The sequence below is a fragment of the Devosia faecipullorum genome (assembly GCF_015158295.1).
GTDB lineage: Bacteria > Pseudomonadota > Alphaproteobacteria > Rhizobiales > Devosiaceae > Devosia > Devosia faecipullorum.
Genome location: NZ_JACDXV010000002.1, coordinates 226,852 through 250,000 on the forward strand (window position 1 = coordinate 226,852; position 23,149 = coordinate 250,000).

At 62.2% G+C, this 23,149-nt stretch carries 20 protein-coding genes and 1 tRNA gene (1 of these 21 cut by a window edge); 10 read left to right on the top strand and 11 right to left on the bottom strand.

Annotation, left to right across the window (positions count from 1 at the left end):
• Nucleotides 1-79 precede the first annotated feature (79 nt).
• From H0482_RS06965 to H0482_RS07000, 8 genes are all read right to left on the bottom strand, one after another.
• Nucleotides 80-1,363 carry a glutamate-5-semialdehyde dehydrogenase gene (locus tag H0482_RS06965; RefSeq protein ID WP_193729329.1) on the bottom strand — a complete coding sequence of 428 codons (1,284 nt, stop codon included), beginning with the start codon at nt 1,361-1,363 and terminating at the stop codon, nt 80-82.
• Complete coding sequence (gene proB, locus H0482_RS06970) at nt 1,360-2,502, bottom strand: glutamate 5-kinase (protein WP_193729330.1); 1,143 nt, start codon at nt 2,500-2,502, stop codon at nt 1,360-1,362. The genes H0482_RS06965 and proB overlap by 4 nt, the downstream gene beginning before the upstream one ends.
• Nucleotides 2,503-2,668: 166 nt before the next feature.
• On the bottom strand, nt 2,669-3,712 hold the full coding sequence (gene obgE / locus H0482_RS06975; protein WP_193729331.1) for a GTPase ObgE: 1,044 nt from the start codon (nt 3,710-3,712) through the stop codon (nt 2,669-2,671).
• A complete protein-coding gene (locus H0482_RS06980) occupies nt 3,709-4,251 on the bottom strand; it encodes a GNAT family N-acetyltransferase (protein WP_193729332.1) in 543 nt (180 codons plus the stop codon). Before H0482_RS06980 ends, obgE begins: the two co-directional genes overlap by 4 nt.
• 123 nt (nt 4,252-4,374) lie before the next feature.
• Entirely contained in the window at nt 4,375-4,641 is a 267-nt protein-coding gene (gene rpmA / locus H0482_RS06985) for a 50S ribosomal protein L27 (RefSeq protein ID WP_046105673.1), read from the bottom strand.
• Between the two features lie 12 nt (nt 4,642-4,653).
• Entirely contained in the window at nt 4,654-5,175 is a 522-nt protein-coding gene (gene rplU / locus H0482_RS06990; RefSeq protein ID WP_193729333.1) for a 50S ribosomal protein L21, read from the bottom strand.
• A 254-nt stretch (nt 5,176-5,429) separates the two neighbouring features.
• Complete coding sequence (locus tag H0482_RS06995) at nt 5,430-6,188, bottom strand: MBL fold metallo-hydrolase (RefSeq protein ID WP_193729334.1); 759 nt, start codon at nt 6,186-6,188, stop codon at nt 5,430-5,432.
• 87 nt (nt 6,189-6,275) lie between these two features.
• A complete protein-coding gene (locus tag H0482_RS07000; RefSeq protein WP_193729335.1) occupies nt 6,276-6,725 on the bottom strand; it encodes a gamma-glutamylcyclotransferase family protein in 450 nt (149 codons plus the stop codon).
• 108 nt (nt 6,726-6,833) lie between these two features.
• Between H0482_RS07000 and H0482_RS07005 the strand changes: the two genes are divergently transcribed.
• From H0482_RS07005 to H0482_RS07030, 6 genes are all read left to right on the top strand, one after another.
• Nucleotides 6,834-6,923, top strand: a tRNA-Ser gene (locus H0482_RS07005).
• A 588-nt stretch (nt 6,924-7,511) separates the two neighbouring features.
• Nucleotides 7,512-8,954: an argininosuccinate lyase gene (locus H0482_RS07010; protein ID WP_193729336.1), complete on the top strand. Its 1,443-nt coding sequence runs from the start codon at nt 7,512-7,514 to the stop codon at nt 8,952-8,954.
• 7 nt (nt 8,955-8,961) lie between these two features.
• Nucleotides 8,962-9,945 (top strand): ABC transporter permease, encoded by a 984-nt coding sequence (locus H0482_RS07015; RefSeq protein ID WP_193729337.1) that lies wholly within the window; start codon nt 8,962-8,964, stop codon nt 9,943-9,945.
• Nucleotides 9,946-9,957: 12 nt separating this feature from the next.
• On the top strand, nt 9,958-10,791 hold the full coding sequence (locus H0482_RS07020) for an ABC transporter permease (RefSeq protein ID WP_193729338.1): 834 nt from the start codon (nt 9,958-9,960) through the stop codon (nt 10,789-10,791).
• Nucleotides 10,788-12,797: a dipeptide ABC transporter ATP-binding protein gene (locus tag H0482_RS07025; RefSeq protein WP_193729339.1), complete on the top strand. Its 2,010-nt coding sequence runs from the start codon at nt 10,788-10,790 to the stop codon at nt 12,795-12,797. The genes H0482_RS07020 and H0482_RS07025 overlap by 4 nt, the downstream gene beginning before the upstream one ends.
• A 7-nt stretch (nt 12,798-12,804) precedes the next feature.
• Nucleotides 12,805-14,163 carry an MmgE/PrpD family protein gene (locus tag H0482_RS07030; protein WP_193729340.1) on the top strand — a complete coding sequence of 453 codons (1,359 nt, stop codon included), beginning with the start codon at nt 12,805-12,807 and terminating at the stop codon, nt 14,161-14,163.
• 105 nt (nt 14,164-14,268) lie between these two features.
• On the opposite strand, the gene H0482_RS07035 is transcribed toward H0482_RS07030, so the two are convergent.
• The 3 genes from H0482_RS07035 to H0482_RS07045 form a co-directional block, all read right to left on the bottom strand.
• Nucleotides 14,269-15,762 (bottom strand): ABC transporter substrate-binding protein, encoded by a 1,494-nt coding sequence (locus H0482_RS07035; RefSeq protein WP_193729341.1) that lies wholly within the window; start codon nt 15,760-15,762, stop codon nt 14,269-14,271.
• A 228-nt stretch (nt 15,763-15,990) separates the two neighbouring features.
• Complete coding sequence (gene hutC / locus H0482_RS07040; RefSeq protein ID WP_193729342.1) at nt 15,991-16,692, bottom strand: histidine utilization repressor; 702 nt, start codon at nt 16,690-16,692, stop codon at nt 15,991-15,993.
• 98 nt (nt 16,693-16,790) lie between these two features.
• A complete protein-coding gene (locus H0482_RS07045) occupies nt 16,791-18,134 on the bottom strand; it encodes a formimidoylglutamate deiminase (RefSeq protein ID WP_193729343.1) in 1,344 nt (447 codons plus the stop codon).
• 95 nt (nt 18,135-18,229) lie between these two features.
• Here H0482_RS07045 and hutI point away from each other — a divergent pair, with 95 nt between their 5' ends.
• The 4 genes in view from hutI to hutU are tightly spaced (at most 11 nt apart) and all read left to right on the top strand, a layout consistent with a single transcriptional unit that may run on beyond the window.
• A complete protein-coding gene (gene hutI, locus H0482_RS07050; protein WP_230989499.1) occupies nt 18,230-19,477 on the top strand; it encodes an imidazolonepropionase in 1,248 nt (415 codons plus the stop codon).
• Entirely contained in the window at nt 19,474-21,027 is a 1,554-nt protein-coding gene (gene hutH / locus H0482_RS07055; RefSeq protein ID WP_193729345.1) for a histidine ammonia-lyase, read from the top strand. Before hutI ends, hutH begins: the two co-directional genes overlap by 4 nt.
• Nucleotides 21,011-21,820, top strand: a complete 810-nt coding sequence (gene hutG / locus H0482_RS07060) for an N-formylglutamate deformylase (protein ID WP_193729346.1) — start codon at nt 21,011-21,013, stop codon at nt 21,818-21,820. The genes hutH and hutG overlap by 17 nt, the downstream gene beginning before the upstream one ends.
• Nucleotides 21,821-21,831: 11 nt before the next feature.
• Nucleotides 21,832-23,149 carry the 5' portion of a urocanate hydratase gene (gene hutU / locus H0482_RS07065; protein WP_193729347.1) on the top strand. 353 nt of this gene lie beyond the right edge of the window, so only the first 1,318 of its 1,671 coding nucleotides appear in the window; the start codon lies at nt 21,832-21,834; its stop codon lies off the right edge, out of view.

The window sequence follows — 23,149 nt, forward strand, 5'->3', positions numbered from 1 at the left end:
AGGGTCATGGGTGCGGAGCCGCTTCCCCTCTCCCTCAAGGGGAGAAGGCCATCACAGGAGCGCCTGCGTTTGATCGTGCTCAAGGCCGCAATTGTCCGTTGCCGCGAACGCGGTATTTGAAGCTGGTCAATTGCTCGACGCCGACCGGGCCGCGGGCATGCATCTTGCCGGTGGCGATGCCGATTTCGCCGCCGAAGCCGAATTCGCCGCCATCGGCGAATTGGGTGGAGGCATTGTGGACCAGAATGGCGGAATCGATCTGGTTGAAGAATTTTTCGACCGCCGCCGCATCCTCGGCGATGATGGCCTCGGTATGGTGGCTCGAATAATGCTCGATATGGGCGATGGCCGCTTCGAGACTATCGACGATTTTGACCGAGATGATGGCGTCCTCGTATTCGGTCTGCCAGTCTTGCTCGGTCGCGGGCTTGGCAGCGGGGATCATGGCGAGGACATTGGCGTCGCCGCGAATTTCGCAGCCCTTGGCGACCAGCGCCTCGATGACGGGCTTCAAGTGGGTCGCCACCACATCCTTATGGACGAGCAGGGTTTCGGCGGCCCCGCAAATGCCGGTGCGGCGCATCTTGGCATTGAGGGTGATGGCGACGGCTTTGTCGAGATCGGCGCTTTTGTCGATATAGACATGGACCAGCCCTTCGAGATGGGCAAAGACCGGCACCCGGGCCTCGGACTGGACGCGGGCGACCAGCGATTTGCCGCCGCGCGGCACGATGACGTCGATATTGCCATCAAGGCCCTTGAGCATTTCGCCGACGGCGGCGCGATCGGTAATGGGGACGAGCTGGACGCATTCGACCGGCAGGCCGGCCAGATGCAGCCCATCGAGCAGGCAGTCGACGATGGCGCGGGAGGAATGGACCGAATCCGAGCCGCCGCGCAGGATCACCGCATTGCCCGATTTGATGCAGAGCGCGCCGGCATCGGCGGTGACATTGGGCCGGCTCTCGAAGATGACGCCGATGACGCCGAGCGGGGTGCGGACGCGCTCGATATGAAGGCCATTGGGGCGGTCCCATTCGGCGATCACGGTGCCGACAGGATCGGGCAGTTCGGCAATGGTGGTGACCGCTTCGATAATGGCATCGATGCGCGCGTTAGTGAGCAGCAGCCGGTCGAGGAACGCGCCGGAAATGCCTTTCTCGCGCGCCGCCGCCATGTCGAGTTCATTGGCGGCGAGGATTTTCTTGCGATGGGCATTGATGGCCCCGGCGGCGGTGAGCAGAGCGGTGCGCTTCTGCTCGGACGTGGCGTTCCTGAGGGCGCTGGCGCCGATACGGGCCTGCCGGCCCAGTTGGGCCATCAGGGTGGAGAGATCTTCAGTGCCGGGTTCGATTGCGCTCATGAGTGAAGTTCCTCCTTGGCGCCGATCAGCACCAGATTGTCGCGGTGGACCAGTTCGGACCGGCTGCCGGCGCCGAGCAGGGCAATGATGGTGTCGCGGTGCTTGCCGATGACCTGACGGGCATCGGCGCTGTCGAGGCCGGAAAGGCCCCGGGCGATCTCGCGGCCATCGGGCCCGGCAATGGCGATGGTGTCGCCGCGCTCGAAATCGCCATTGATCCGGGTGACGCCGACCGGCAGCAGCGAGCGGCCCTGATTGAGGGCGCGGACGGCGCCGGCATCGATCTGGACCGAGCCGGACACCTGCAATGTGCCCATGATCCAGCGCTTTCGCGACTGGGCGCGGCTGGCGACCGGCTGGAACAGGGTGTGCAGCCCGCCCTCCGCCAGGCTGCGCAGCGGATGGGGCTCGGTGCCCTTGGCGATGATCATGGCAGTGCCGGCCTGGGTGGCGATCTTGCCGGCCTCGACCTTGGTGGTCATGCCGCCGCGCGAGAGATGGCTGGCGGCGCCGCCAGCCATGGCCTCGATGGCGGGCGTGATGGTTTCGACCAGCGGAATGTGGCTGGCGGACGGATCGCGGGCAGGCGGGGCGGTATAGAGCCCGTCGATGTCGGAGAGCAGGACCAGCAGGTCGGCCTCGATCATGGTGGCGACACGGGCCGAAAGCCGGTCATTGTCGCCATAGCGGATCTCGGCGGTGGCGACGCTGTCATTCTCGTTGATGATGGGAATGGCGCCGAGACCGAGCAGGGTCTGGATCGTGGTGCGGGCATTGAGATAATAGCGCCGCTCCTCGGTGATGTTGGGAGTGATGAGAATCTGGCCGGTGACGATGCCGTGCTGGCCCAGCGCCTCGGCCCAGGCCTGGGAGAGGGCGATCTGGCCGGCGCTGGCGGCGGCCTGGCTCTGCTCGAGCGTCAGCGTGGTGGCCGAGAGGCCCAGAAGACCCCGGCCCAGCGCAATAGCCCCGGAGGAGACGACGACGATGTCGCGGCCTTCGGCCTTGAGCGCGGCAATGTCGGTGGCAAGGCCCGCCAGCCAGGCGGCGCGCAGCTTGCCGGCTCTATCGACCAGGAGGGCCGAGCCGATCTTGATGGTGATGCGGTGATAGGGGGCGAGGGGCTGGTTGGCACTCATCTGGCGACAAACTCGATCCACTCCCTCCCCCTTGAGGGGAGGGTTGGGGTGGGGGTGCTGTGACAATAGCTGGAATCAATGGTCTGGAGCGTGCCGACGGGCCGACACCCCCACCCTCTGTCCCTCCCCTCAAGGGGGAGGGAGGCGAAAGAGCCCAAGCATCCCATCAAGGCGTCCATTTCGTTTCGGTCTTTTTCTGCTCGGCTGCCGCCGCTTCGGCCTTTTCGGCGTCGAGGAAATGCAGCACGTCCCAGAGCACCTGATCGACGCCCTTTCCGGTGGCGGCCGAAATGGTGCGCACCTCGGCCTTCGAGGCTTTTTTCAATGCCTTGACCTTGGCCGCCAGGTCTTCGGGAGACAGCGTGTCGACCTTGTTGAGGACGACGATTTCCGGCTTGTCGGCGAGAATGTCGGCATAGGCGGCCAATTCGTAGCGCACCGCCTTATAGACATGGGCCACGTCCTCGGCGGTGCCGTCGATGAGATGGATGAGGATATTGCAGCGCTCGATATGGCCCAAGAACCGGTCGCCGATGCCAATGCCCTCGCTGGCCCCTTCGATAAGGCCGGGAATATCGGCGAGGACGAATTCGCGTTCCCCGATCCGCACCACGCCCAGATTGGGATGGAGCGTGGTGAAGGGGTAGTCGGCGATCTTGGGCTTGGCGGCGGAAACGGCGGCCAGAAAGGTGGATTTGCCGGCATTGGGCTGACCGACGAGACCCGCATCGGCGATGAGCTTCAAACGCAGCCAGATGCCCTTTTCGACGCCCTCCTGGCCGGGATTGGCGCGGCGGGGAGCCTGGTTGGACGAGGTCTTGAAATAGGCATTGCCGAAGCCGCCATTGCCGCCCTTGAGCAGCACGACGCGCTGGCCGATCTCGGTGAAATCGGCGATCAGGGTTTCCTGGTCTTCCTCGAAAATCTGCGTGCCCTTGGGGACGCGCAGCACGATATCCTCGCCATCGGCGCCGGTGCGGTTCTTGCCCATACCGTGCACGCCGGTACCGGCGCGGAAATGCTGCTGATAGCGGAAATCGATCAGCGTATTCAGCCCGTCGGCGCAGACGGCCACGACATCGCCGCCCCGGCCGCCATTGCCGCCATCGGGGCCGCCGAATTCGATGAATTTTTCACGATGGAAACTGACGGCGCCACCGCCGCCGGAGCCGGACTTGATATAGACCTTGGCCTGGTCGAGAAATTTCATGGTTTTCGAGCCTTCCAGGCGGATTGAGACAATTGGGTGTCGATATGCTCCACCTCGGCGTTGCGCGCAAGGCAGAGCAGGCAAGAGCGGCCGGTCTCGGTGAAGCCCAGCTTGTGCTGGATGGCCAGAGAGGCGGCGTTGAAGTGAAAGACCCCCGAGCGGAGGATGGGGGCGGAACTGCGGGCAAAGAACCAGTCGATCGCCGCTTCAGCCGCCTCGCTCATGAAGCCGCGCCCCCAGAAGGGCTGGCCCAGCCAATAGCCGATCACCGGACCATCGGGGCCAGGGTGAAAGCCGACCTGGCCGATATAGGCGCCGTCCCAGTCGATGGCGAAATTGACCTCCTCGGGCGGCAGGCCGGGCGTTCTGCTGCGCAGCCAGGCCTGGGCGTCTTCGAAGCGATAGGGAAAGGGCACGCGCGCCAGATTGCCGGCAACGGCGAAATCGTTGAGGTAATGGGCGATGGCCGGCGCGTCTTCCCGGTGCGGCATGCGCAGCGTCAATCTCGGGGTGCGCAGGCGATCCTTGATGGGGCTCATGGCTCAAAACATCCGAAATGCGAAAAGGGGAACCGGGCGGACCCGGTTCCCCTCTGCTTTGTCTCGTCTTGATCCAAACAGCCGGGGAACAGGGTCTCCGGCGCGCTGGTCAGGCCTGCCGGGTTATTCGGCAGCCTCTGCCGGGATGACAGACACGTGTACTTTGGAATTGGCGCGGGTGCGGAACGCCACATTGCCGTCGATCAGGGCATAGATGGTGTGGTCCTTGCCCAGGCCGACGCCGGTGCCCACGGCCCATTTGGTGCCGCGCTGGCGGATGATGATATTGCCGGCGACGACGGTTTCGCCACCGAACTTCTTCACGCCAAGACGACGGCCAGCGGTATCACGACCGTTGCGGGACGAGCCGCCTGCTTTCTTATGTGCCATTGTCCTGTCTCCTTATTCGTTGTCGGCCTTGTCGGCTTTCTTAGCCGGGGCCTTCTTTGCCGGCTTTTCAGCGGCAGTGTCGTCCTTGGCGGCGGCCTTCTTGGGCGCTGCCTTCTTGGCCGGCGCGTCAGCGGCGGCTTCGGCCTTGACCGACTTCTTGGCCGGGGCCTTTTCGGCAACGGCTTCGCTGTTGACGGCCTTGGCGGCGGCCTGGATCGTCGGCTTGGCGCCGCCGGTCAGGATCTCGGTGATCCGCACCGTGGTCAGCAGCTGACGGTGACCATTGCGGCGACGCGAATTGTGGCGGCGACGCTTCTTGAAGACGATGACGGTCTTCTGCTTTCTGGTTTCGACCAGCTCGGCCGCAACCAGGGCGCCTTCCACCAGCGGAGCGCCGATGGTGTCGCCAACCATGAGAACCTGGTCGAAGGTGACGATGTCACCGGCCTCGGCCTCGAGCTTTTCGATCTTGATGACGTCGTTGGCAGCAACCTTGTACTGCTTCCCGCCCGTCTTGATAACGGCGAAAGTCATAGTCTTTGCCGAGCGGCTTATCGCCCGGTCCCTTTTTGTCGCGCTCTGTGGCGCCGCGGATTTCGTGCCGTTTCCGCGGGCTTTTCGAAATGATGGACCGCAAAGAGCGATCGGCAGCCTCGAGCAGCGTGTGCAAACAAAACCAGCGCTCCGGACGAGCCGGGGCGCTAGACAGGCGGGCTTATCGGGCGAAAAGCCCCCGGAGTCAAGGTCTTCCCCAGCGAAAGCCCCGCGCCGACCGCTGCCGAGCGGGGTCAGCGGCCATTGGGATACCAATCGCGCAGGCGCAGTTCCAGCCCCGGGGCGATGCCGGCCTCAAGCGGGGCGAGATCGCTGTCGCCATAATGATAGGGATAGACGATGGCCGGCCGGAAGCTGTTGATCGCGACCAGAGCCTCGTCGGGCGTCATCGTATAGGGCAGGTTCATCGGCAGGAAGGCCAATGCGATGTCGCGCAGGGCCAGCATGTCCTCGGTGGGTTCGGTGTCGCCGGCAATATAGATGCCGGCGCCGCCCAGGGTCAGCACATAGCCATTGCCGATGCCCGCCGGGTGATAGCGCCTGCGCTCCTCGGTGATATTGTGGGCGGGAATGGCGCGGATCGGCAGGCCGAGAATGTGTCCGGCCTCACCATTGGCAAGCGCGATGGTCCGCGCCTTGAGCGTTTCGGGCAATTTTTCGAAGACGTCACGATTGGTCACCAGCGGCGCGTCGCCGGCAATGGCCTCAAGGGTCGGCAGATCGAAATGATCGCCATGGCCATGGGTGATGAGAATGGCGCTGGCGGGAGGCAGGCCCGCATAAAGGCCGGCGCCACCCACCGGGTCGACATAGATCGCCTTGCCGTCCCATTCGAGCACGAGGCTGGCATGCTCGACCGGATGGACGAGGAGATCGCCTCCCGGGGTGGAAACTTTATCGGCCATCGCGTTTTCCTGGGCAAGAACAGAGGCGGAGCGGCCGGCAAAGGCCAGGCCCATCATGCCCGCCATAATGGTGCGACGCGTTACCATGGTCAAATCTCCGGCTGCGGATGGGGCAATCAAGGTTTAAAGCCGCCAGACGGCGACAAGGATCAAGGCGCACGCAATTGTGACAGTTCAATCCGAAGGCGACGGCCCGGCAGCGTGCGCGGCGCGGGCCAGGGCCAGTTCCGCGGCGAGGATTTCCGGCTTGTGATGGGCGCGCCAGAAAGAGAGCGTCCAGAGCGGAGCCTCTTCGGGGATCGAGGCCGTCGGCCAATAGACAAAAGCCTGGCAGAGGCCTGCTGCCGTCATCACGGGGCGGCTCTCGCGGCGATATTCGTCGCCCTCGAAGGCGTCGAGCGCCGCCAGGTCGGACGGGCCCAGCCCCGCGATCAGGCATCCGGGCGCATTGGCGTCGGGGCGGGGCAGGAGGGCGGGATAGACCCGGCCGGGATGATAGACAATGGCGTGGTCGGCGAGGTGCGCCGGCACCTGATCGGCCTCGCGGACAATTTTGCCCAGAACCGCGGCCAAAATGTCGGCATCCTGCAAAGTGCCATAGGCAAAGAGCGGCTGGGGGATCATGGTTTCCTCATCTGGAGGGCAGAAGGGATATTGCAGGCCGGTCCCTGCTATGCCATAAGCCGCCCCGTATCGACCAGCCGCGCCCCCCAAAGGCGCTTTCGATCTCGCGGAGAGATGGCAGAGCGGTTGAATGCACCGCACTCGAAATGCGGCATAGGGGCAACTCTATCGGGGGTTCGAATCCCTCTCTCTCCGCCATTCATATCCCATTGATTTCATTGAATATTTGCCGTTTCTGGCGGGAATGATGCCCGGCAATTTACCCGATGCGGTCGCTCGCCCCTCAAGGCGCGTTCCGGGCTGGCGATTTCGGATCAAAATCCCGCATTCCCTTGAGCCATGTTTCGACACCGTGCCGATTAGGCTCAACCTTTGTCCCTTGCCAAAGCGTCCGGCATTTCGCCCGGCGCGTTTACTGGCCGGTCATGCCGGGCAATTAACCGAGAAACCGAAGGCTGCTGGTAAGCTTGCGTTGAGGGTCGCCCTGGCTTGAGCGGTCGGCATCATCGCTGATTGTCGTTATGGATGGCGGGAATGGGTGTCGAGACGGGTGGAGTGTCAACGGACGCTGGACAGTCCAGTGCCTGGTAAGGCATCCCGTCTTGGGCGCGATTGTCGAACTTGACGCTCGTTTTGGTTATGTATAGACTTAATGACCACGAAGGCTGCGCCTGGGCATTGGCAGCAGGGACTAGGTCGCTCGTCGACGGATTAAGGGAGAAGTCAATAATGTCGGATGTCGTGAGGCAGGTAGGGGCCCGGCTAACCGGCCAAGTGGATCCGCTTTTGCAGAAGCGTTTTTATCCCGGGCCGATCAGCAATCTGCGTCGCAGCTATACGGCATTCCATTCTTTTGACAAAGCGCACACGATCGCATTGCTCGAAGCCGACCTCATCACGCCCGAAATTGCCCGTGCGATCCTGGCAGGTCTGCGCCGCATGGAAGGCGAGGGCATCGAAGTCATTCGCGACCGTATGGGGGGTGGACGCCATTCCGGCGAAGCCTTTCTCACCGAGACTATCGGTGCCGAATATGCTGGCTGGATCAATGTTGGCCGCTCATCCGGCGATCTGGATGCAATGTCCTGGCGCTTCAACCTCCGCCGCCGGCTGCCGGCATTGCTGATGCGCCTGAATGATCTGCGTGGTGGCCTGCTTGATGTCGCGGGGCAGCACACAACGACGATCATGCCGTGCTACAGCATCGGGCAGCACGCACAATGCACCTCGTTCGGCCACATGCTTCTGTCGTGGGAGGCCATGTTTGCCCGCGATGCTCAGCGTGCCATGGCCCTGCATGGGGAGACCGGAGGGAGCCCGACGGGCTCCGGCATCATGACCGGCTCGCCCTTCCCCATATCCCGCCAACGCACCGCGGAACTGCTTGGTTTTGACACGGTTCAGATCAATACGCGCGATGCGGTGGTCAATCTCGATACGCTCATGCATGCGCATAGTGTCATTGCGATCTGCATATCCAACGCTCTCAGCGTCGCCAATGATCTCTATCTGTGGACGATGACAGAGTTCAAGTATCTTGAGCTGCATGACAGCTATTGCAGCACCAGCAGCATCATGCCGCAGAAGAAGAATTCCTGGGCCCTGGCATGGATACGAGGCCAGGCTTCTCTGGCAATCGGGCGTCTTTCCGGGGTTTTCACCCTGCTCAAGATGGAATCCGATGGCCTGGAAGACACGCTCATGGCGCCGTGGCAGCTCTATGAGGCCATGGATGAAGTCGAAGACATGCTGGCAATGCTGCATGGCATGGTCACCACGATGACCGTCAATGTCGAGCGCCTGGCCTCGCTGGCCGGCCATGGCTGGACGCAGGCTGCCGATATTGCCGCGATGATCATGGTCAAGGGACATATCCCGTGGCGCGACGCTCACCAGATCGTTGCCCATCTCGTCCGTGAATTCGTCGACGCCGGCAAGTCTCCCGAGGATCTTCTGCCAGCAGATATCGACCGGCTGGCCGAGCAGCTCATCGGACGCCCCGTGTCCGTGACCAAAGAGGATATCGGCAATTCCATCGATCCGCTGCAATCGCTCTACAATCGCGGCCACGTCACCGGTTCGCCGGCACCGGCGCAGGTTGCGGCGCAAATTGACGCCGCGCGCAGCCGCATAGCGGAGGATCATGATCGCGGCGAAGCCAATGAGGCGGCGCTGGCGGAAGCAGCAAAACGGCTGGAAGAGGCTGTTGACGCCATAATCGGGGCTTGAGGCGGAAATGCCCGATATCAATCCTTTCGTCGCCTTTATCGGCCGGCGCGTGATGTTCGCCATCCCGACGATCATCGCCCTTGTCACCGCAGTCTTTGTTCTGGTGCACAGCGCGCCCGGCGATCCGCTGAGTTTCATCACCGGCGATGCCGACATGGGCACCGAGCAACTTGCCGAGCTGCGCCGCGAATACGGCCTCGACCAGCCGCTCATCCAGCAATATGCCATCTATGTCAGCAAGATATTCCAGGGCGATTTCGGATCGTCCTATCGCTATCGGGAGCCTGTTCTCGACCTGATCATTGGCCGTACGCCCGCCACGCTGATGCTGATGGTGCCGGCAATGGTCCTGTTCATCGGTCTTGGCATTCTGCTCGGCGTCATGGCGGCCCGATTTCCCAATTCGCCCGGTGATCTGGGACTGACCGGGCTGGCCCTGTTCGGCTGGTCGGTGCCGGTGTTCTGGCTCGGCCAATTGCTGGTGATCGTATTTGCGCTCAAGCTTGGCTGGCTGCCCTCGCAAGGCATGTACAATCTGAGGGCGCCAGCCGAAGGCTTCGGGCGAATTCTGGATATCGGCTGGCATCTCATCCTGCCCGGACTGGCGCTTGGCATGCGCTTTATTGCGCTCGCCACACGCATGACCCGGGCCAGCATGATGCAGGTCATGCGGCTCGACTATATGACGACGGCCCGCGCCAAGGGCCTGAAAGAGCCGGTGGTGCTCTATCGGCATGCCCTGCCCAATGCCCTGCTGCCCGTCATCACCATTATCGGCATGAACATTGGCACCATGCTTACCGGCTCCGTGCTTATCGAGGTCGTATTCGCCTGGCCGGGCATGGGGCGCCTGCTCTACGACGGCGTGCTGGCCCGGGACTATCCATTGATCACCGGCATTATCCTGGTGACGTCGATCATGGTGATCCTGATCAATCTGCTCACCGACATCCTTTACGCGATCATCGATCCGCGTATCCGCTACACGTGAGAGGACCAGGACATGATTGCTCAAAACTGGCTCCGCCTCCTGCGCAGCCGCTCCGGCATGGTGGGTTTCGTACTCGTCCTCATGGCGACGCTGATCGGCATCTTCGGCCCAATGCTGACCGGATCGCCTACGCAAATTGGTGCTGAGGCCTTCTGCTCACCCGGCGCAAGTTGTCTGCTCGGAACCGATGATCTGGGCCGTGACATGTTCGTGCGCATGGCCCATGGCGCAAGGGTTTCCCTGCTTGTCGGCTTTGCGGCTGCAGCTTTCGCATCCGTATTGGGCATTGTCATCGGCTCGATATCAGGCTTTGTCGGCGGCAAGGTCGATGAATTGTTCATGCGCATTGCCGAAGCCTTCCAGGTCGTGCCGCAATTCTTCCTGGCCATCCTGATCGTGGCTCTGTTCGGTCCGTCGCTGACCAAGATTGTCCTTGTCATCGGTATTCTGAGCTGGGCCGATACGGCGCGCATCGTGCGGGCCGAATTTCTCAAGCTGCGCGGGCAGGACTATGTCGTTGCGGCGCAGCTTGCCGGTGCTTCGCGCGCGGCGCTGATCTTTTCGGAGATTCTGCCCAATGCGCTGCCGCCGGTGATCGTCACGGCTTCGCTGCAGATCGCCAGCGCGATCCTCACCGAGGCAAGCCTCAGTTTCCTGGGCCTTGGCGACCCCGACCAGGTGAGCTGGGGGCAATTGCTGTTTGCCGCGCAGCCCTTTCTCAACCAGGCCTGGTGGATGGCCATTTTCCCCGGCATCGCCATCTTGGTGACCACACTGGGCTTCAACTTGTTAGGCGACGGACTGAACGATGTGCTCGATCCGCGCCAGAAAGGCAGCACGCGATGACACTGCTTCAGGTCGAGGGGCTGGCGGTTGATTTCCCGATCGGCGATGGGCGCAAGGTTCGCGCCGTCGAAGGCGTCGATCTTCGCGTGGATGCCGGCGAGATTGTCTGCATTGTCGGCGAGTCTGGCTGCGGAAAGTCCGTCACCGTCCGGTCGCTGTTCAACCTGTTGCCGCCCCCGGGGCGGCGCAGCGAAGGGCGCGTCATTTTCGATGGCACCGACATTGACACGCTTTCCGCCGAGCAACAGCGCGAGCTGTGCGGTACGTCGGTAGGCTATGTCTTCCAGGATCCGATGACCTATCTGAACCCGCTGCTGACGGTGGGTGCGCAGATCTGCGAGGCCTTTGCCGGCCATGTCAGGTTCAACCGCGATCCTGTGGCGATGCAGCGGATATTGGAATTGCTGGGCGAACTCGGCATTGGCGATCCCAAGCGCGTCGTCCAGTCCTATCCGCATCAGCTGTCCGGTGGCATGCGCCAGCGCATTCTGATCGCCATGGCCATTGCCCGCCGGCCAAAACTGCTCATTCTGGACGAGCCCACCACGGCTTTGGATGTCACCATCCAGGCGCAGATTGTCGACCTGATCCGCGTCATCCAGAAGCATACTCAATGCGGCATGATTTTCGTGACGCACGATTTCGGCCTCGTGGCCGAACTCGCAGACCGGGTCTATGTCATGTATGCCGGCCAACTGGTCGAGCAGAATAATGTCGAAGCCATCTTCAACGCCCCGCAGCATCCCTACACGAAGGGGTTGATCGAATGCGTGATCCCCGTTGGGGAATCCGCTGGGCTTCGCACCATTCCCGGTGAAGTTCCCAATCTCCGCATGCCGCCGCCCGGCTGCCGCTTTGCCGTGCGCTGCCCGCGCAAGACGGCCGAATGCGAGGCGGAAACACCGCCGCTCGAAACCAAAGCGCAAGGCCAGATCCGCTGCTTCCATTCGGGAGGCGACGGCGCCAGCCCGGCGGTGGATGTCGGTACCTTGCCGCGGCGCGATGATCGCTTTTCCGGCATCCGCGCGGAGGACGGCGACAGCGAGGCCGGCAGTGTCACGGTCGAGGCCGCCACGAAATACTTCCCCGCGCGGGGTGGATCGTTCGGTAGCAAGGCGATGGTTCATGCCCTCAACACGGTTTCCGTGACGCTCGAGCCAGGCGAGATATTTGCCCTGGTGGGGGAAAGCGGCAGTGGCAAGTCAACGCTGGGTCGGCTGGTCGCGGGGCTCGAAATGGTCAGTGGCGGACGGATCGTCATTGGCAATCAGAATCCGGCAAAACGCCTTGCCAGCGGTAGCAAGCCGCTTGCGCAAATGGTGTTCCAGGACCCCTATTCGTCGCTCAATCCACGCAAGACCATCCGCCATACGCTGGCTCAGCCGCTGCTCAACTACAAGATTTGCCGCCGTGACGAGGTGGAGGCGCGGTCAATCGCCCTGCTCGAGCTTATTGGCCTCACGCCTGCCCGGGAATTTCTGGACCGCCATCCGCATGAATTGTCGGGCGGACAACGCCAGCGTGTCGTCATGGCCCGCGCTCTGGCAGCCGAGCCCAGGGTCCTGGTGGCCGATGAGCCGGTTTCGTCACTGGATATGTCAACCCGCGCCCAGATTCTCGGCCTGCTGCAGGAATTGCGCAGGAAGATGGGGCTGACCATCTTGCTGATCACGCACGATCTTGCCGTGGTCAGCACGGTGGCCGACAGAATGGGCGTAATGTATCTCGGGCGCCTGTTTGAGATTGCTCCCGCCAAGCTCGGTGTCGCCGCGCCATTGCAGCCCTATACGCAAATGCTCGTCTCCTCGGTCCCGCTGCCGGATCCACAAAAGGCGCGTACGCGCGAGCGGCTGCTGATGAACGGCGAACCGCCCTCGCCACTCAACCTGCCCTCCGGATGTTATCTACACGCACGCTGCCCCAAGGCGCTGCCGACCTGTAAGGTCGAGGCGCCGGAATGGCGGGAAATGCAGCCTGGTCACCATGTCGCCTGTCACCTCTACTGATTCCGAAATGTCGGACACCATTTCGGCGCGTATCGCCGCCTTTGCCGTCGCCGCCGCGTCTGATCCGGTGCCGCCCGAGGTGGCCGAGCGCGCCAGGCACTGTGTGATCGACCACCTGCATGCCGCGCTACAGGGCACGAACAGCCAGACCGCGGCCATATTGAACGGCTATGATGGCGCTGCGGGGGCGGAGGCGCTGGCCTTGCGACTTGGCGCATTGTCGACCGTCTACGAGATCGACGACGTCCATCGCGATACGTCCATGCATCCTGGCTCGACGGTCGTTGCCGCAGCGCTCGCTGCTGCCCTGGATTCCAAGGCCGACGATGCCCGGCTGCTTGCCGCCGTCGCCGCGGGCTACGAAGTCGCTATCCGCCTGAGCGTGGCGGCGGGCGAACGGCACTATCACTACCATCAGTCCACGGCCACCTGCGGAACCATAGCTGCGGCCGTCGCCGCCAGCATCGTCTACGGCCTTGATGCCGAACAGACGAAAAACGCCATCGGCCTCTCGGCGACCATGGCCAGCGGATTGTGGGAAGATATCAACAATGCGGCGATCATGGTCAAACATCTGCATTCCGGCTTTGCGGCCGAGCGCGGCGTCCGTGCCGCGCGGCTGGCGGCCTTGGGCATGAACGCTGCGAGCAGGGCGATTGAGGGGCCGAAGGGGTTTTTGGCGGCATTGGCGCGCCAGGATGCCGCCTATCCCCTCGAGAGCACGCTGGACGAAGCCGCCTTGCGGAAAATTCTTACCGAGGGCCTCGGCGAGCGCTGGTCGATCCTGCGCAACATCTACAAGCGCTATCCTTTCTGTCTTGGCTGTTTCGAGCCTCTTGAGGGGATGCGGCATGTTCTTTCCACTTCAGGGCGGGCCATTGCCGATATCGAAGGGGTGACGATCGAGATCTACCCTCCGACCGCACAACTGGTCGGCAATCGTGCGCCCACCAATCAGCTCCAGGCAAAATTCAGCGCCGTCTTTGCCATTGCCTTGCTGCTCGCCGGGCGCGATCCGGAGAATGTTCTGTTGCCGGTCGAGTGGCTGAGCGCGCCGGACGTGGTCGCCTGGTATCCAAAGATCCAATGCCTGGGCAATGGCTCGCTTCGTCCTCGCAGCGCCCTTGTCAATGTGACATGGAAAGACGGCACGACCACATTGGGCAATGAACCGCTGCGCTCCCTTGACGAGAACGAAGTGCTTGAGCGCTTTGCAGGACTGGTTCGCCGGACGCTGGGCGACGAGGCTGCAGGGCTGGAAGCGCGCCTCGCAAGGCTGGGGACGCAGCCGTCCAGTGCCGATCTGACGAGGATGGTCGTGTCGGCCCTCACATCGAAGGCGGTCGAAACCGCCAATCCTTCATAAAGCTGATCATATCGCGCCCACGGCCGCAGTGGGCCGTCGGGGAAAAGAAGCAACAAAAAAGGCGGCGACATGTCCTGTCGCCGCCTTTTTCAGGACAAGCAGGCCTTACTGCTCCTTGCCATCCTCGGTCCAGGCATCCCAGAAGCTGTAATAGGAATAGGCGCTCCACTCGTGCAGGCCGTGGAACTTGCTGTTCCAGACGCCAACGATGCCAACTTCCTCGAGCCAGATTGCAGGAAGTTCGTCTACCAGAATTTTCTGGGCCTCCTGATAGGCGGCGACGCGACCATCAAGCGTGAACGCACTCTGCCCTTCAGCGAACAGCTGATCGACGGTTTCATTCCGGTAGCCGGACGCATTGGTGAAGTTCACGGGCCGGATATTGGTCGAGACATAGAGGCGCGAGACGTCGATTGCCGGGTCGGCGCCGGTCGAGAAGATGTGGATCTGCGTATCGAAATCGCGCTTGATATAGACGTGGTCAAGCATGACGTTGCGCTCGAGCAGTTCCAGCTCGAGGTTGACCCCGACCTGGGCAAATTGCTCCTTGAGGATCTCCGCCGCCTTGCGATGGAACTCGACTGCACCATCGGCGATGACGCGGATGCTGAAGCGGGTTCCATCGGCCTTTACCGGGTAGCCGGCTTCGTCAAGCAGCGCAGCTGCCTTTTCCAGATCATGCGCATAGGCTTCGACATCTGCCTCATAGGCCCAGCTTGTCGAGGCGATCGGTCCGGTCGCCGGTTTGCCCACGGAATAGTCAGCGCGCTCGGCGATGAGATTCTTGTCCATGGCATAGGCAAGAGCCTTGCGCACGCGCACGTCGCTCAGGATCGGATTCTCCACGTTGATGGAAAGCATGCCGATCGATGCAAGCGATTCAAAACCTTCCGTCGTCGTGGTCAGGTTCGGGGTCTCCTTCAGGCGCGGCACGGCAGAGGACGGAACCGACTGATAGGACAGATAGTCGATATCGCCCGATTCCAGCGCGAGAACCCGACTTGCCGCATCGGGAATGGTCTGGAAGACCAGCCGATCCAGATAAGGCTTGCCGGCAATGAAGAAGTCTTCGTTGCGGGCCAGGGCGACGTGCGACCCCTTTTCCCATTCCACGAACTTGAACGGACCGGTGCCCACTGGCTTGGCATTGTAGGGATTGTTCTTGATATCCGTGCCGGCATAGAGGTGCTTGGGCAGGATGAAGAAGTCATATCCGAGTGCGTTCATCAACGGACCGAAGGATGTCTTGAGCGTGATGACCACAGTGTTGGCATCAGGCGCCTCGACCGTGTCGATCACACCCTGATAGGTCGCGCCACGGCTGTGGAGCGGCAGGATGACTTCCTCGATGGTGAACTTGACGTCGTCGGAGGTAAATGGCTGACCATCGTGCCATTTGACGCCCTGGCGAAGATGGAATGTATAGGTCAGGCCATCTTCGGATATGTCCCAGCTTTCCGCGAGATCGGGCACCGGCTGGAATGTCTTGTCGAGCCGGATCAGCATGCTGAACACATTGCTCGAAATGGTCTTTTCCACCAGATTGGCGCTGATGGAGGCGTTGAGAACGCCCGGGTCGGCACCGATGCCAACAATCATGCCGCCACCGATACGCGGTTTGGCGTCCTCTGCATGAGTGGCAGCTGCACCGAGCATAAACAGTGCAGACAAAAGAGGGACGATCGCTTTCCCCCTCAGTATTCTTCTTAGCATGGATCGGTCCCCTTTACCGATTAAAGTTGTGGCGGAGATGGTCTCTCCGTCGGCCAAACCGTATCGAATTTGGTGAATATGTCTATATATATTCGTCGGGCGATCTGGCTGATGTCAGGATGCCGGTTCGAATCGGGCTATCAGCGTATGGCTATCCCCGGGATAGACAAGTCGGACAAAAGTAATAGGACCGGCACGGTTCCAGGTGCGGCGCTGCACCATCAGGCAGGGCGTGCCCTTGGGCAGTTCGAGCAGGCGCGCGATTTCGGCCGAAGCGGGGAGGGCCTGAATGCGATTTTCTGCGGCGCTCCAGGGCACTTGTGCAATAAGCCAGCCGCCAGGAGCGTTGACGGCAAAGTCGGCGGTCTCGGCCTCAGGCACGACGCCGACATTGATCCGCCGTTCTTCCACGCAGAACGGTTTGGCACCGGCATGGTGCACGGCCAGAAGTTCCAGCACCAGCGTATCTGCTTCCAGTTCCATCACGGCGCGGTCCTGAGCGTCGGACGGGCGGAGTTTGCGGCTCACCAAGGTGTAGGCATAGGGGACACCGAGGGACTTCACCTCGGTCTCGATGTCGTGCAGTTCCAAAGCGGCCGATTGGGCCCGGGGCATCGTCACGAAGCTCCCGGCACGGCGATGGCGCTCTATCAGCCCGGCTTTGGCCAGTTGGGTCATGACTTTGTTCACGGTCATGCGGGAACAGCCATAATGTTTGGCCAGATCAACCTCGAATGGCAGGCGGTGCCCGGGCGGCCACTCGCCTGACACGATGCGGCTTTCGATCTCGCCCAGTATCGTTTGATGGAGTGTCATTCCGCTGAGGCCCCCCTCTTGCCGCCCATCCTGTTCCAGGATCGATGCAGCTTCGCTCTCACTGTCAGTCTGTTCAGGCTAACAGATGTTTACAAGGCTTACGCCGTCAGTTCTTTCATTGCTGCAATGAAGCGGGCCGTGATTGCGTCTCTTTTCTTGTGCCGCCCGCCTTCTACCTGTTTTGTGCCGCCCACCCAGACACTATCAACGCCGATGCCGCGCGAAAAAATGAAGTGATCCAGCACCTTGTCGGTCGGGACATATTCGGCTGCCGCCAGATCCAGCGACAGCAGGTCGGCGGGTCGGCCGGCCTCGATGCCGGCATGGACGCCCAGGGCCGAGGCCCCGCCATGCAACGCTTCCACGAAGAGGCTCATTCCGGTCGAGTGACCCGGATCGGCAATGACATTGCGCGCGCGCCGGAACAGACGCTGGGAATATTCCAGCATGCGCAATTCCTCCGGCAGCGAGATCAGGACATTGCTGTCAGAACCTATGCCGAATCGACCGCCTGAAGCCCTGAAGGTGGCCGCCGAAAACACGCCGTCGCCAAGATTGGCTTCGGTGATCGGGCAAAGCCCCGCGATCGCCCCGCTTCGTGCGAGCCGTTCAAATTCATCATCTGTCATATGCGTGGCGTGGATCAGGCACCAGCGGCGATCCACCGGCATCGCGTCCAGCAGCCATTCTACCGGGCGCCGCCCCGACCAGGCCAAGCAGTCCTCCACTTCCCTGACCTGCTCGGCAACGTGAATATGCACCGGCCCGCCATGGGCCAGCGGAATCACGGCCTGCAATTGCTCGGAGGTCGCTGCGCGCAGGCTATGTGGCGCAATGCCGAGAACGGCGTGTGGCAGGGCCGAAACGATGGATCGCGAGCGGTCCATCAGGCGCGCAAAGCCCTCCAGATCGTGGATGAAACGACGCTGGCCGTCGGCCGGCGCCGCGCCACCGAAACCGGAATGGGCGTAGAAGACGGGCAGCAGGGTCAGGGCAATGCCGGTGGATGCGCTCGCCGCCGCGATGCGCCCCGCCATTTCGGCGGGATCGCCATAGGCGGTCCCATCCCTGTCGTGGTGCAGATAGTGGAACTCGCCGACGCGGCCAAAGCCGGTTTCCAGCATTTCCATATAGAGTTGTGCGGCGATCGCTTCGACATGGTCGGGCGTCATCGACAGCGCGATGCGATACATTTCGGTGCGCCAACTCCAGAAACTGTCCTGCCCGGGCCCCCGGGTCTCGGCGAGACCCGCCATGGCGCGCTGAAAAGCATGGCTATGCAGGTTGGGCATTGCCGGGGTGACGAAGCGATGACGTTCGTCCCGGTCATAGGGCCGCACGCCGACCTCGACGCTTTCGATGCCCGCCTCGGAGAACTGGATGCGAACGTCCTGCGCCAATCCGGCCGGCAGGAGCGCGCTTTGGGCATGGATGGCTGGCATGGGGCACCTTCGAAATAGTTTGGGCTTGCGTCACTTGCCTTTAAGTATATACATATGATGAGTGTTCGGCAATGTGGCTGGCGGGGAGGGGATGTTTGACTAGCGGTGATCGTGTTTGGACCAATGCGCGGCTGGCGACGCTCAACCCGGCCCGGCAGGGGCTCGGTATTGTGGAAAATGGTGCTATCGCGGTGCGCGACGGCCGGATCGTCCATATCGGCTCCATGAACGACCTTCCCATTGCCGAGCTTGCAGGCGCGGAGACGATCGATTGCGAAGGGCGATGGATCACCCCGGGGCTTGTCGACTGCCACACCCATATCGTTCACGCCGGACACCGGGCGCGGGAATTCGAGATGAGGCTGGCCGGGGCTTCGTATGAAGAGGTGGCGCAGGCTGGAGGCGGCATCGTGTCTTCCGTGACAAGTACGCGCGCCGCCGATGAGGCTCAACTTGTTCGTGAGAGCCTGGTGCGCCTCGACGCCTTGCTGGCCGAAGGCGTCACAACGGTCGAGATCAAGTCCGGTTATGGCCTGACGGTGGCCGACGAGATGAAAATGCTGCGCGCCGCCCGTCGATTGGGTGAAGTGCGGGATGTCGCCGTGACCACCACATATCTGGGCGCCCACGCGATACCTGCCGAGTATAAGGGCCGCAATGACGCCTTCCTGAATGACGTCATCCTTCCGGGCCTTGACGCCTGTCACGCCCAAGGGCTGGTCGACGCGGTCGATGGTTTTTGCGAAGGCATTGCCTTTTCACCCGATGAAATACGATCGGTGTTCGATGCCGCTTCGGCAAAGGGGCTCAAGATGAAGCTCCATGCCGATCAATTGTCGAACCTGCATGGCGCCGCCCTGGCCGCGAGCTATGGAGCTCTTTCGGCGGATCACCTCGAATATGCCGATGAAGACGGCGCGCGAGCCATGGCCGGCGCCGGCACCGTCGCGGTCCTATTGCCGGGTGCCTTTTATTTCATTCGGGAGACGAAGAGGCCACCTGTCGATCTGTTCCGCCAGCATGGCGTGCCCATGGCCCTGGCCACTGACTGCAATCCGGGCACCTCGCCGCTGACATCGCTGCTGCTGACCATGAATATGGGCGCAACATTGTTTGGCCTGACGGTGGAAGAATGTCTGGCCGGCACGACCCGCGAAGCAGCCCGTGCGCTGGGCCGCCTGGCCGATATCGGCACGCTTGAGGTCGGAAAAGCTGCCGATTTCGCCATCTGGGACATCTCCGAACCTGCGGAACTGGTCTACCGCATCGGTTTCAATCCGCTTGCCGCCCGCATTCGTGGCGGCCGCGACGCGCACCAGCCTTCCGTGAGGATACATCCATGACGATCACGCTTCGGCCGGGCTCGGTGCCGCTTGATGATCTTGCCGCAATCTACTGGACGAGTGAGAATGCCGTTCTCGATCGCGCCTTCGATGGCGGTATCGAAAAGGCTGCGGCCCGGATCGCCGCCATAGCCAATGGCAACGAGCCGGTCTATGGCGTCAATACCGGCTTCGGCAAGCTCGCTTCGATCAGGATCGATGCGGCCGACGTCGCCACTCTGCAGCGCAATTTGATCCTCTCCCATTGCTGTGGCGTCGGGGAGGCTCTGCCGCAGGCCATCGTGCGGCTCATCATGGCATTGAAGCTGATATCGCTGGGGCGCGGTGCGTCAGGCGTACGGCTGGACGTTGTTCGCCTGATTGAGGGCATGCTGGCCAAGAATGTCATCCCGGTCATTCCCGAAAAGGGATCCGTTGGTGCATCGGGCGATCTGGCGCCCCTGGCCCATATGGCTGCGGTGATGATGGGAGAGGGCGAGGCCTTCTATCAAGGCGAGCGGCTGGCTGGTGGCGTGGCTCTGGCACAGGCCGGCCTGTCGCCCCTGGTGCTCGCCGCCAAGGAAGGCCTTGCCCTGATCAATGGCACCCAGACGTCGACGGCATTGGCGCTGGCCGGCCTGTTCCGCGCGCATAGGGCCGCGCAGGCGGCCCTGATCACCGGCGCGCTGTCCACCGATGCGGCCATGGGGTCGTCGGCGCCCTTCGTGGCCGACATTCATAATCTGCGAGGCCATATCGGCCAGATCGACGCAGCTGCGGCCTTGCGCATGCTATTGGCGGGTTCGGCCATTCGCGAGAGCCATCGGCATGGCGACGAGCGCGTCCAGGATCCCTATTGTATCCGCTGCCAGCCGCAGGTCGACGGCGCCTGTCTCGATCTGCTGCGCCAGGTGGCGCGCACGCTGGAAGTCGAAGCGAATGCCGTGACGGACAACCCCTTGGTGCTGCCGGATGGCAGCGTCGTTTCCGGAGGCAATTTCCATGCGGAACCGGTGGCATTCGCCGCCGACCAGATCGCGCTGGCCATATGCGAGATCGGCGCGATCGCCCAACGCCGCATCGCCCTTCTCGTCGATCCGGCGCTTTCATATGGGCTGCCGCCTTTCCTCGCCAAAAATGCCGGCCTCAATTCCGGACTGATGATTGCGGAAGTCACTTCGGCGGCGCTGATGAGCGAAAACAAGCAGATGTCTCATCCGGCCTCGGTCGATTCCACGCCAACCTCCGCCAACCAGGAAGATCATGTGTCGATGGCCTGTCACGGCGCCCGCCGCCTGTTGCCGATGACGGAAAATCTGTTTGCCATTATCGGCATCGAAGCCCTTGCCGGCTCGCAGGGCGTGGAATTGCGTGGACCATTGGCCACCAGCCCCGAGCTGCAAAAGGCGATAGACTGTGTTCGGGCCGCTGTTCCGCCGCTCGACAATGACCGCTATATGGCGGGCGACCTTGCCGCAGCCACCCAATTGATCGCCGGCGGCGCGCTCGTCCGGAGCGTTTCGCCGGACATCCTGCCGTCACTTGGAGGCAGCGATGAGCGCCGTATTTGAGGTCAGGCAAGGATCCTCGCCCGTCATCCTGGCCTTTCCGCATACGGGAACTGACATGCCGGCGGATATACGAGCCCGGCTCAATGACAATGGCAGCCTGCTTGCCGACACCGATTGGCATATCCATCACCTTTATGAAGGGCTTTTGCCGCAGGCAACCACGGTGCGGGCCACATTTCACCGCTATGTCATCGACGCCAATCGTGATCCGTCCGGCGCCAGCCTTTATCCCGGCCAGAATACGACGGGGCTGGTTCCCGTCAGCGATTTTGACGGCAATGCCATCTGGAAAGAAGGGTGTGAGCCGGACGAGGCGGATATTGCGGCCCGGCTGGAGACCTTTCATCGCCCCTATCACCGGGCTTTGTCAGCAGAGCTTGAGCGGGTGCGGCGCCTGCATGGCGTGGCCGTGCTTTACGATTGCCACTCGATCCGCTCCTTGATCCCGTTTCTGTTCGAGGGCCGCCTGCCGGATTTCAATATCGGAACCGACAACGGGGCCAGCTGTGATCCGGCGATGGAAAAAGCGGTGACCGACATCGCGGCGGCGGCAGGCGCAGATGGTTATAGTTCGGTACTCAATGGCCGGTTCCGCGGCGGCTGGACGACGCGCCATTACGGCAAGCCCGAGACGGCAACGCACGCCATCCAGATGGAATTGTCGCAGTCCAGCCATCTTGCGGCTGAAGCCTTGCCCTTTGCCTATGACCCGGCAAAGGCGGCGCGCCTGCGTTCCCACCTGAAACAAATCCTCGAGCGCGTCGAAGCCATCGCGCTCGGCATGAAACGCTGAAGAGATACGACATGAACGATCGACGCCACAACGAACGGGAAATCCACGCGCCGCGCGGGAGCGAACTGAGCGCGCAAAGCTGGATGACCGAAGCGCCGTTGCGCATGCTGATGAACAATCTTGATCCGGACGTGGCGGAGCGCCCCAATGATCTGGTCGTCTATGGTGGTATCGGTCGCGCCGCCCGCACCTGGAAGGATTTTGACGCCATCGTCGCCACGCTCAAGAGATTGAGCGAGGAAGAGACGCTGCTGGTTCAGTCCGGCAAGCCCGTCGGCGTGTTCCGCACCCACAAGGACGCGCCGCGCGTCCTCATCGCCAATTCCAATCTCGTGCCGCACTGGGCCAATTGGGATCATTTCAACGAATTGGACAAGAACGGTCTGGCCATGTACGGCCAGATGACGGCTGGATCCTGGATCTATATCGGTGCACAGGGCATCGTGCAGGGCACCTATGAAACCTTCGTCGAGGCTGGTCGCCAGCATTATGGCGGCGACCTCAGCGGAAAGTGGATACTGACCGCCGGGCTCGGTGGCATGGGCGGCGCCCAACCTTTGGCCGCGGTGATGGCGGGCGCCTGTTGCCTTGCCGTCGAATGCGACGAAAGCCGAGCCGATTTCCGTCTGCGCACCCGCTATGTGGACGAGAAGACGCGCAGCCTCGATGAGGCCCTGGCCAAGATAGAAGAGTGGACCAAGGCTGGTAAGGCAAAGTCCATCGCGCTGATCGGCAATGCTGCCGAAATTTTTCCCGAACTGGTCCGGCGGGGGGCGAGGCCCGATATCGTCACCGACCAGACCTCTGCCCATGATCCCGTGCATGGCTATCTGCCGCTCGGCTGGACGTTGAGCGAGTGGCGTGACCGGCAGGAGAGCGATCCCAAGGCGGTCGCCAAGGCGGCCCGAGCCTCAATGAAGGTTCAGGTAAAGGCTATGGTCGACTTCTGGGAGATGGGTATCCCGACCGTGGACTATGGCAACAACATCCGTCAGATGGCGCTTGAGGAAGGACTGGAAAATGCCTTTGCTTTTCCAGGTTTCGTGCCTGCATATATTCGACCGCTGTTTTGCCGGGGCGTTGGTCCCTTCCGCTGGGTGGCCCTTTCGGGTGACCCGCAGGACATCGCCAGGACCGATGCGAAGGTCAAGGAACTGCTTCCGGACAACAAGCACCTGCACAATTGGCTCGACATGGCGCGTGAGCGCATTGAGTTCCAGGGCCTGCCGGCGCGCATTTGCTGGGTTGGCCTGGGCGACCGCCACCGGCTTGGCCTGGCGTTCAACGAAATGGTGAGGACTGGTGAGCTCAAGGCGCCGATCGTCATCG

Excerpts from the sequence above, each read along its gene's own strand:
- H0482_RS07000 (WP_193729335.1), bottom strand. The coding sequence starts at position 6,725 with ATGATCCCCCAGCCGCTCTTTGCCTATGGCACTTTGCAGGATGCCGAC.
- H0482_RS07035 (WP_193729341.1), bottom strand. The coding sequence starts at position 15,762 with ATGATTGTTGGCATCGGTGCCGACCCGGGCGTTCTCAACGCCTCCATC.
- hutC (WP_193729342.1), bottom strand. The coding sequence starts at position 16,692 with ATGACACTCCATCAAACGATACTGGGCGAGATCGAAAGCCGCATCGTG.
- H0482_RS06980 (WP_193729332.1), bottom strand. The coding sequence starts at position 4,251 with ATGAGCCCCATCAAGGATCGCCTGCGCACCCCGAGATTGACGCTGCGC.
- hutG (WP_193729346.1), top strand. The coding sequence starts at position 21,011 with ATGAGCGCCGTATTTGAGGTCAGGCAAGGATCCTCGCCCGTCATCCTG.
- H0482_RS07020 (WP_193729338.1), top strand. The coding sequence starts at position 9,958 with ATGATTGCTCAAAACTGGCTCCGCCTCCTGCGCAGCCGCTCCGGCATG.
- H0482_RS06965 (WP_193729329.1), bottom strand. The coding sequence starts at position 1,363 with ATGAGCGCAATCGAACCCGGCACTGAAGATCTCTCCACCCTGATGGCC.
- H0482_RS07045 (WP_193729343.1), bottom strand. The coding sequence starts at position 18,134 with ATGCCAGCCATCCATGCCCAAAGCGCGCTCCTGCCGGCCGGATTGGCG.
- H0482_RS07030 (WP_193729340.1), top strand. The coding sequence starts at position 12,805 with ATGTCGGACACCATTTCGGCGCGTATCGCCGCCTTTGCCGTCGCCGCC.
- H0482_RS07025 (WP_193729339.1), top strand. The coding sequence starts at position 10,788 with ATGACACTGCTTCAGGTCGAGGGGCTGGCGGTTGATTTCCCGATCGGC.
- obgE (WP_193729331.1), bottom strand. The coding sequence starts at position 3,712 with ATGAAATTTCTCGACCAGGCCAAGGTCTATATCAAGTCCGGCTCCGGC.
- H0482_RS06995 (WP_193729334.1), bottom strand. The coding sequence starts at position 6,188 with ATGGTAACGCGTCGCACCATTATGGCGGGCATGATGGGCCTGGCCTTT.
- hutH (WP_193729345.1), top strand. The coding sequence starts at position 19,474 with ATGACGATCACGCTTCGGCCGGGCTCGGTGCCGCTTGATGATCTTGCC.
- rpmA (WP_046105673.1), bottom strand. The coding sequence starts at position 4,641 with ATGGCACATAAGAAAGCAGGCGGCTCGTCCCGCAACGGTCGTGATACC.
- H0482_RS07015 (WP_193729337.1), top strand. The coding sequence starts at position 8,962 with ATGCCCGATATCAATCCTTTCGTCGCCTTTATCGGCCGGCGCGTGATG.
- proB (WP_193729330.1), bottom strand. The coding sequence starts at position 2,502 with ATGAGTGCCAACCAGCCCCTCGCCCCCTATCACCGCATCACCATCAAG.
- rplU (WP_193729333.1), bottom strand. The coding sequence starts at position 5,175 with ATGACTTTCGCCGTTATCAAGACGGGCGGGAAGCAGTACAAGGTTGCT.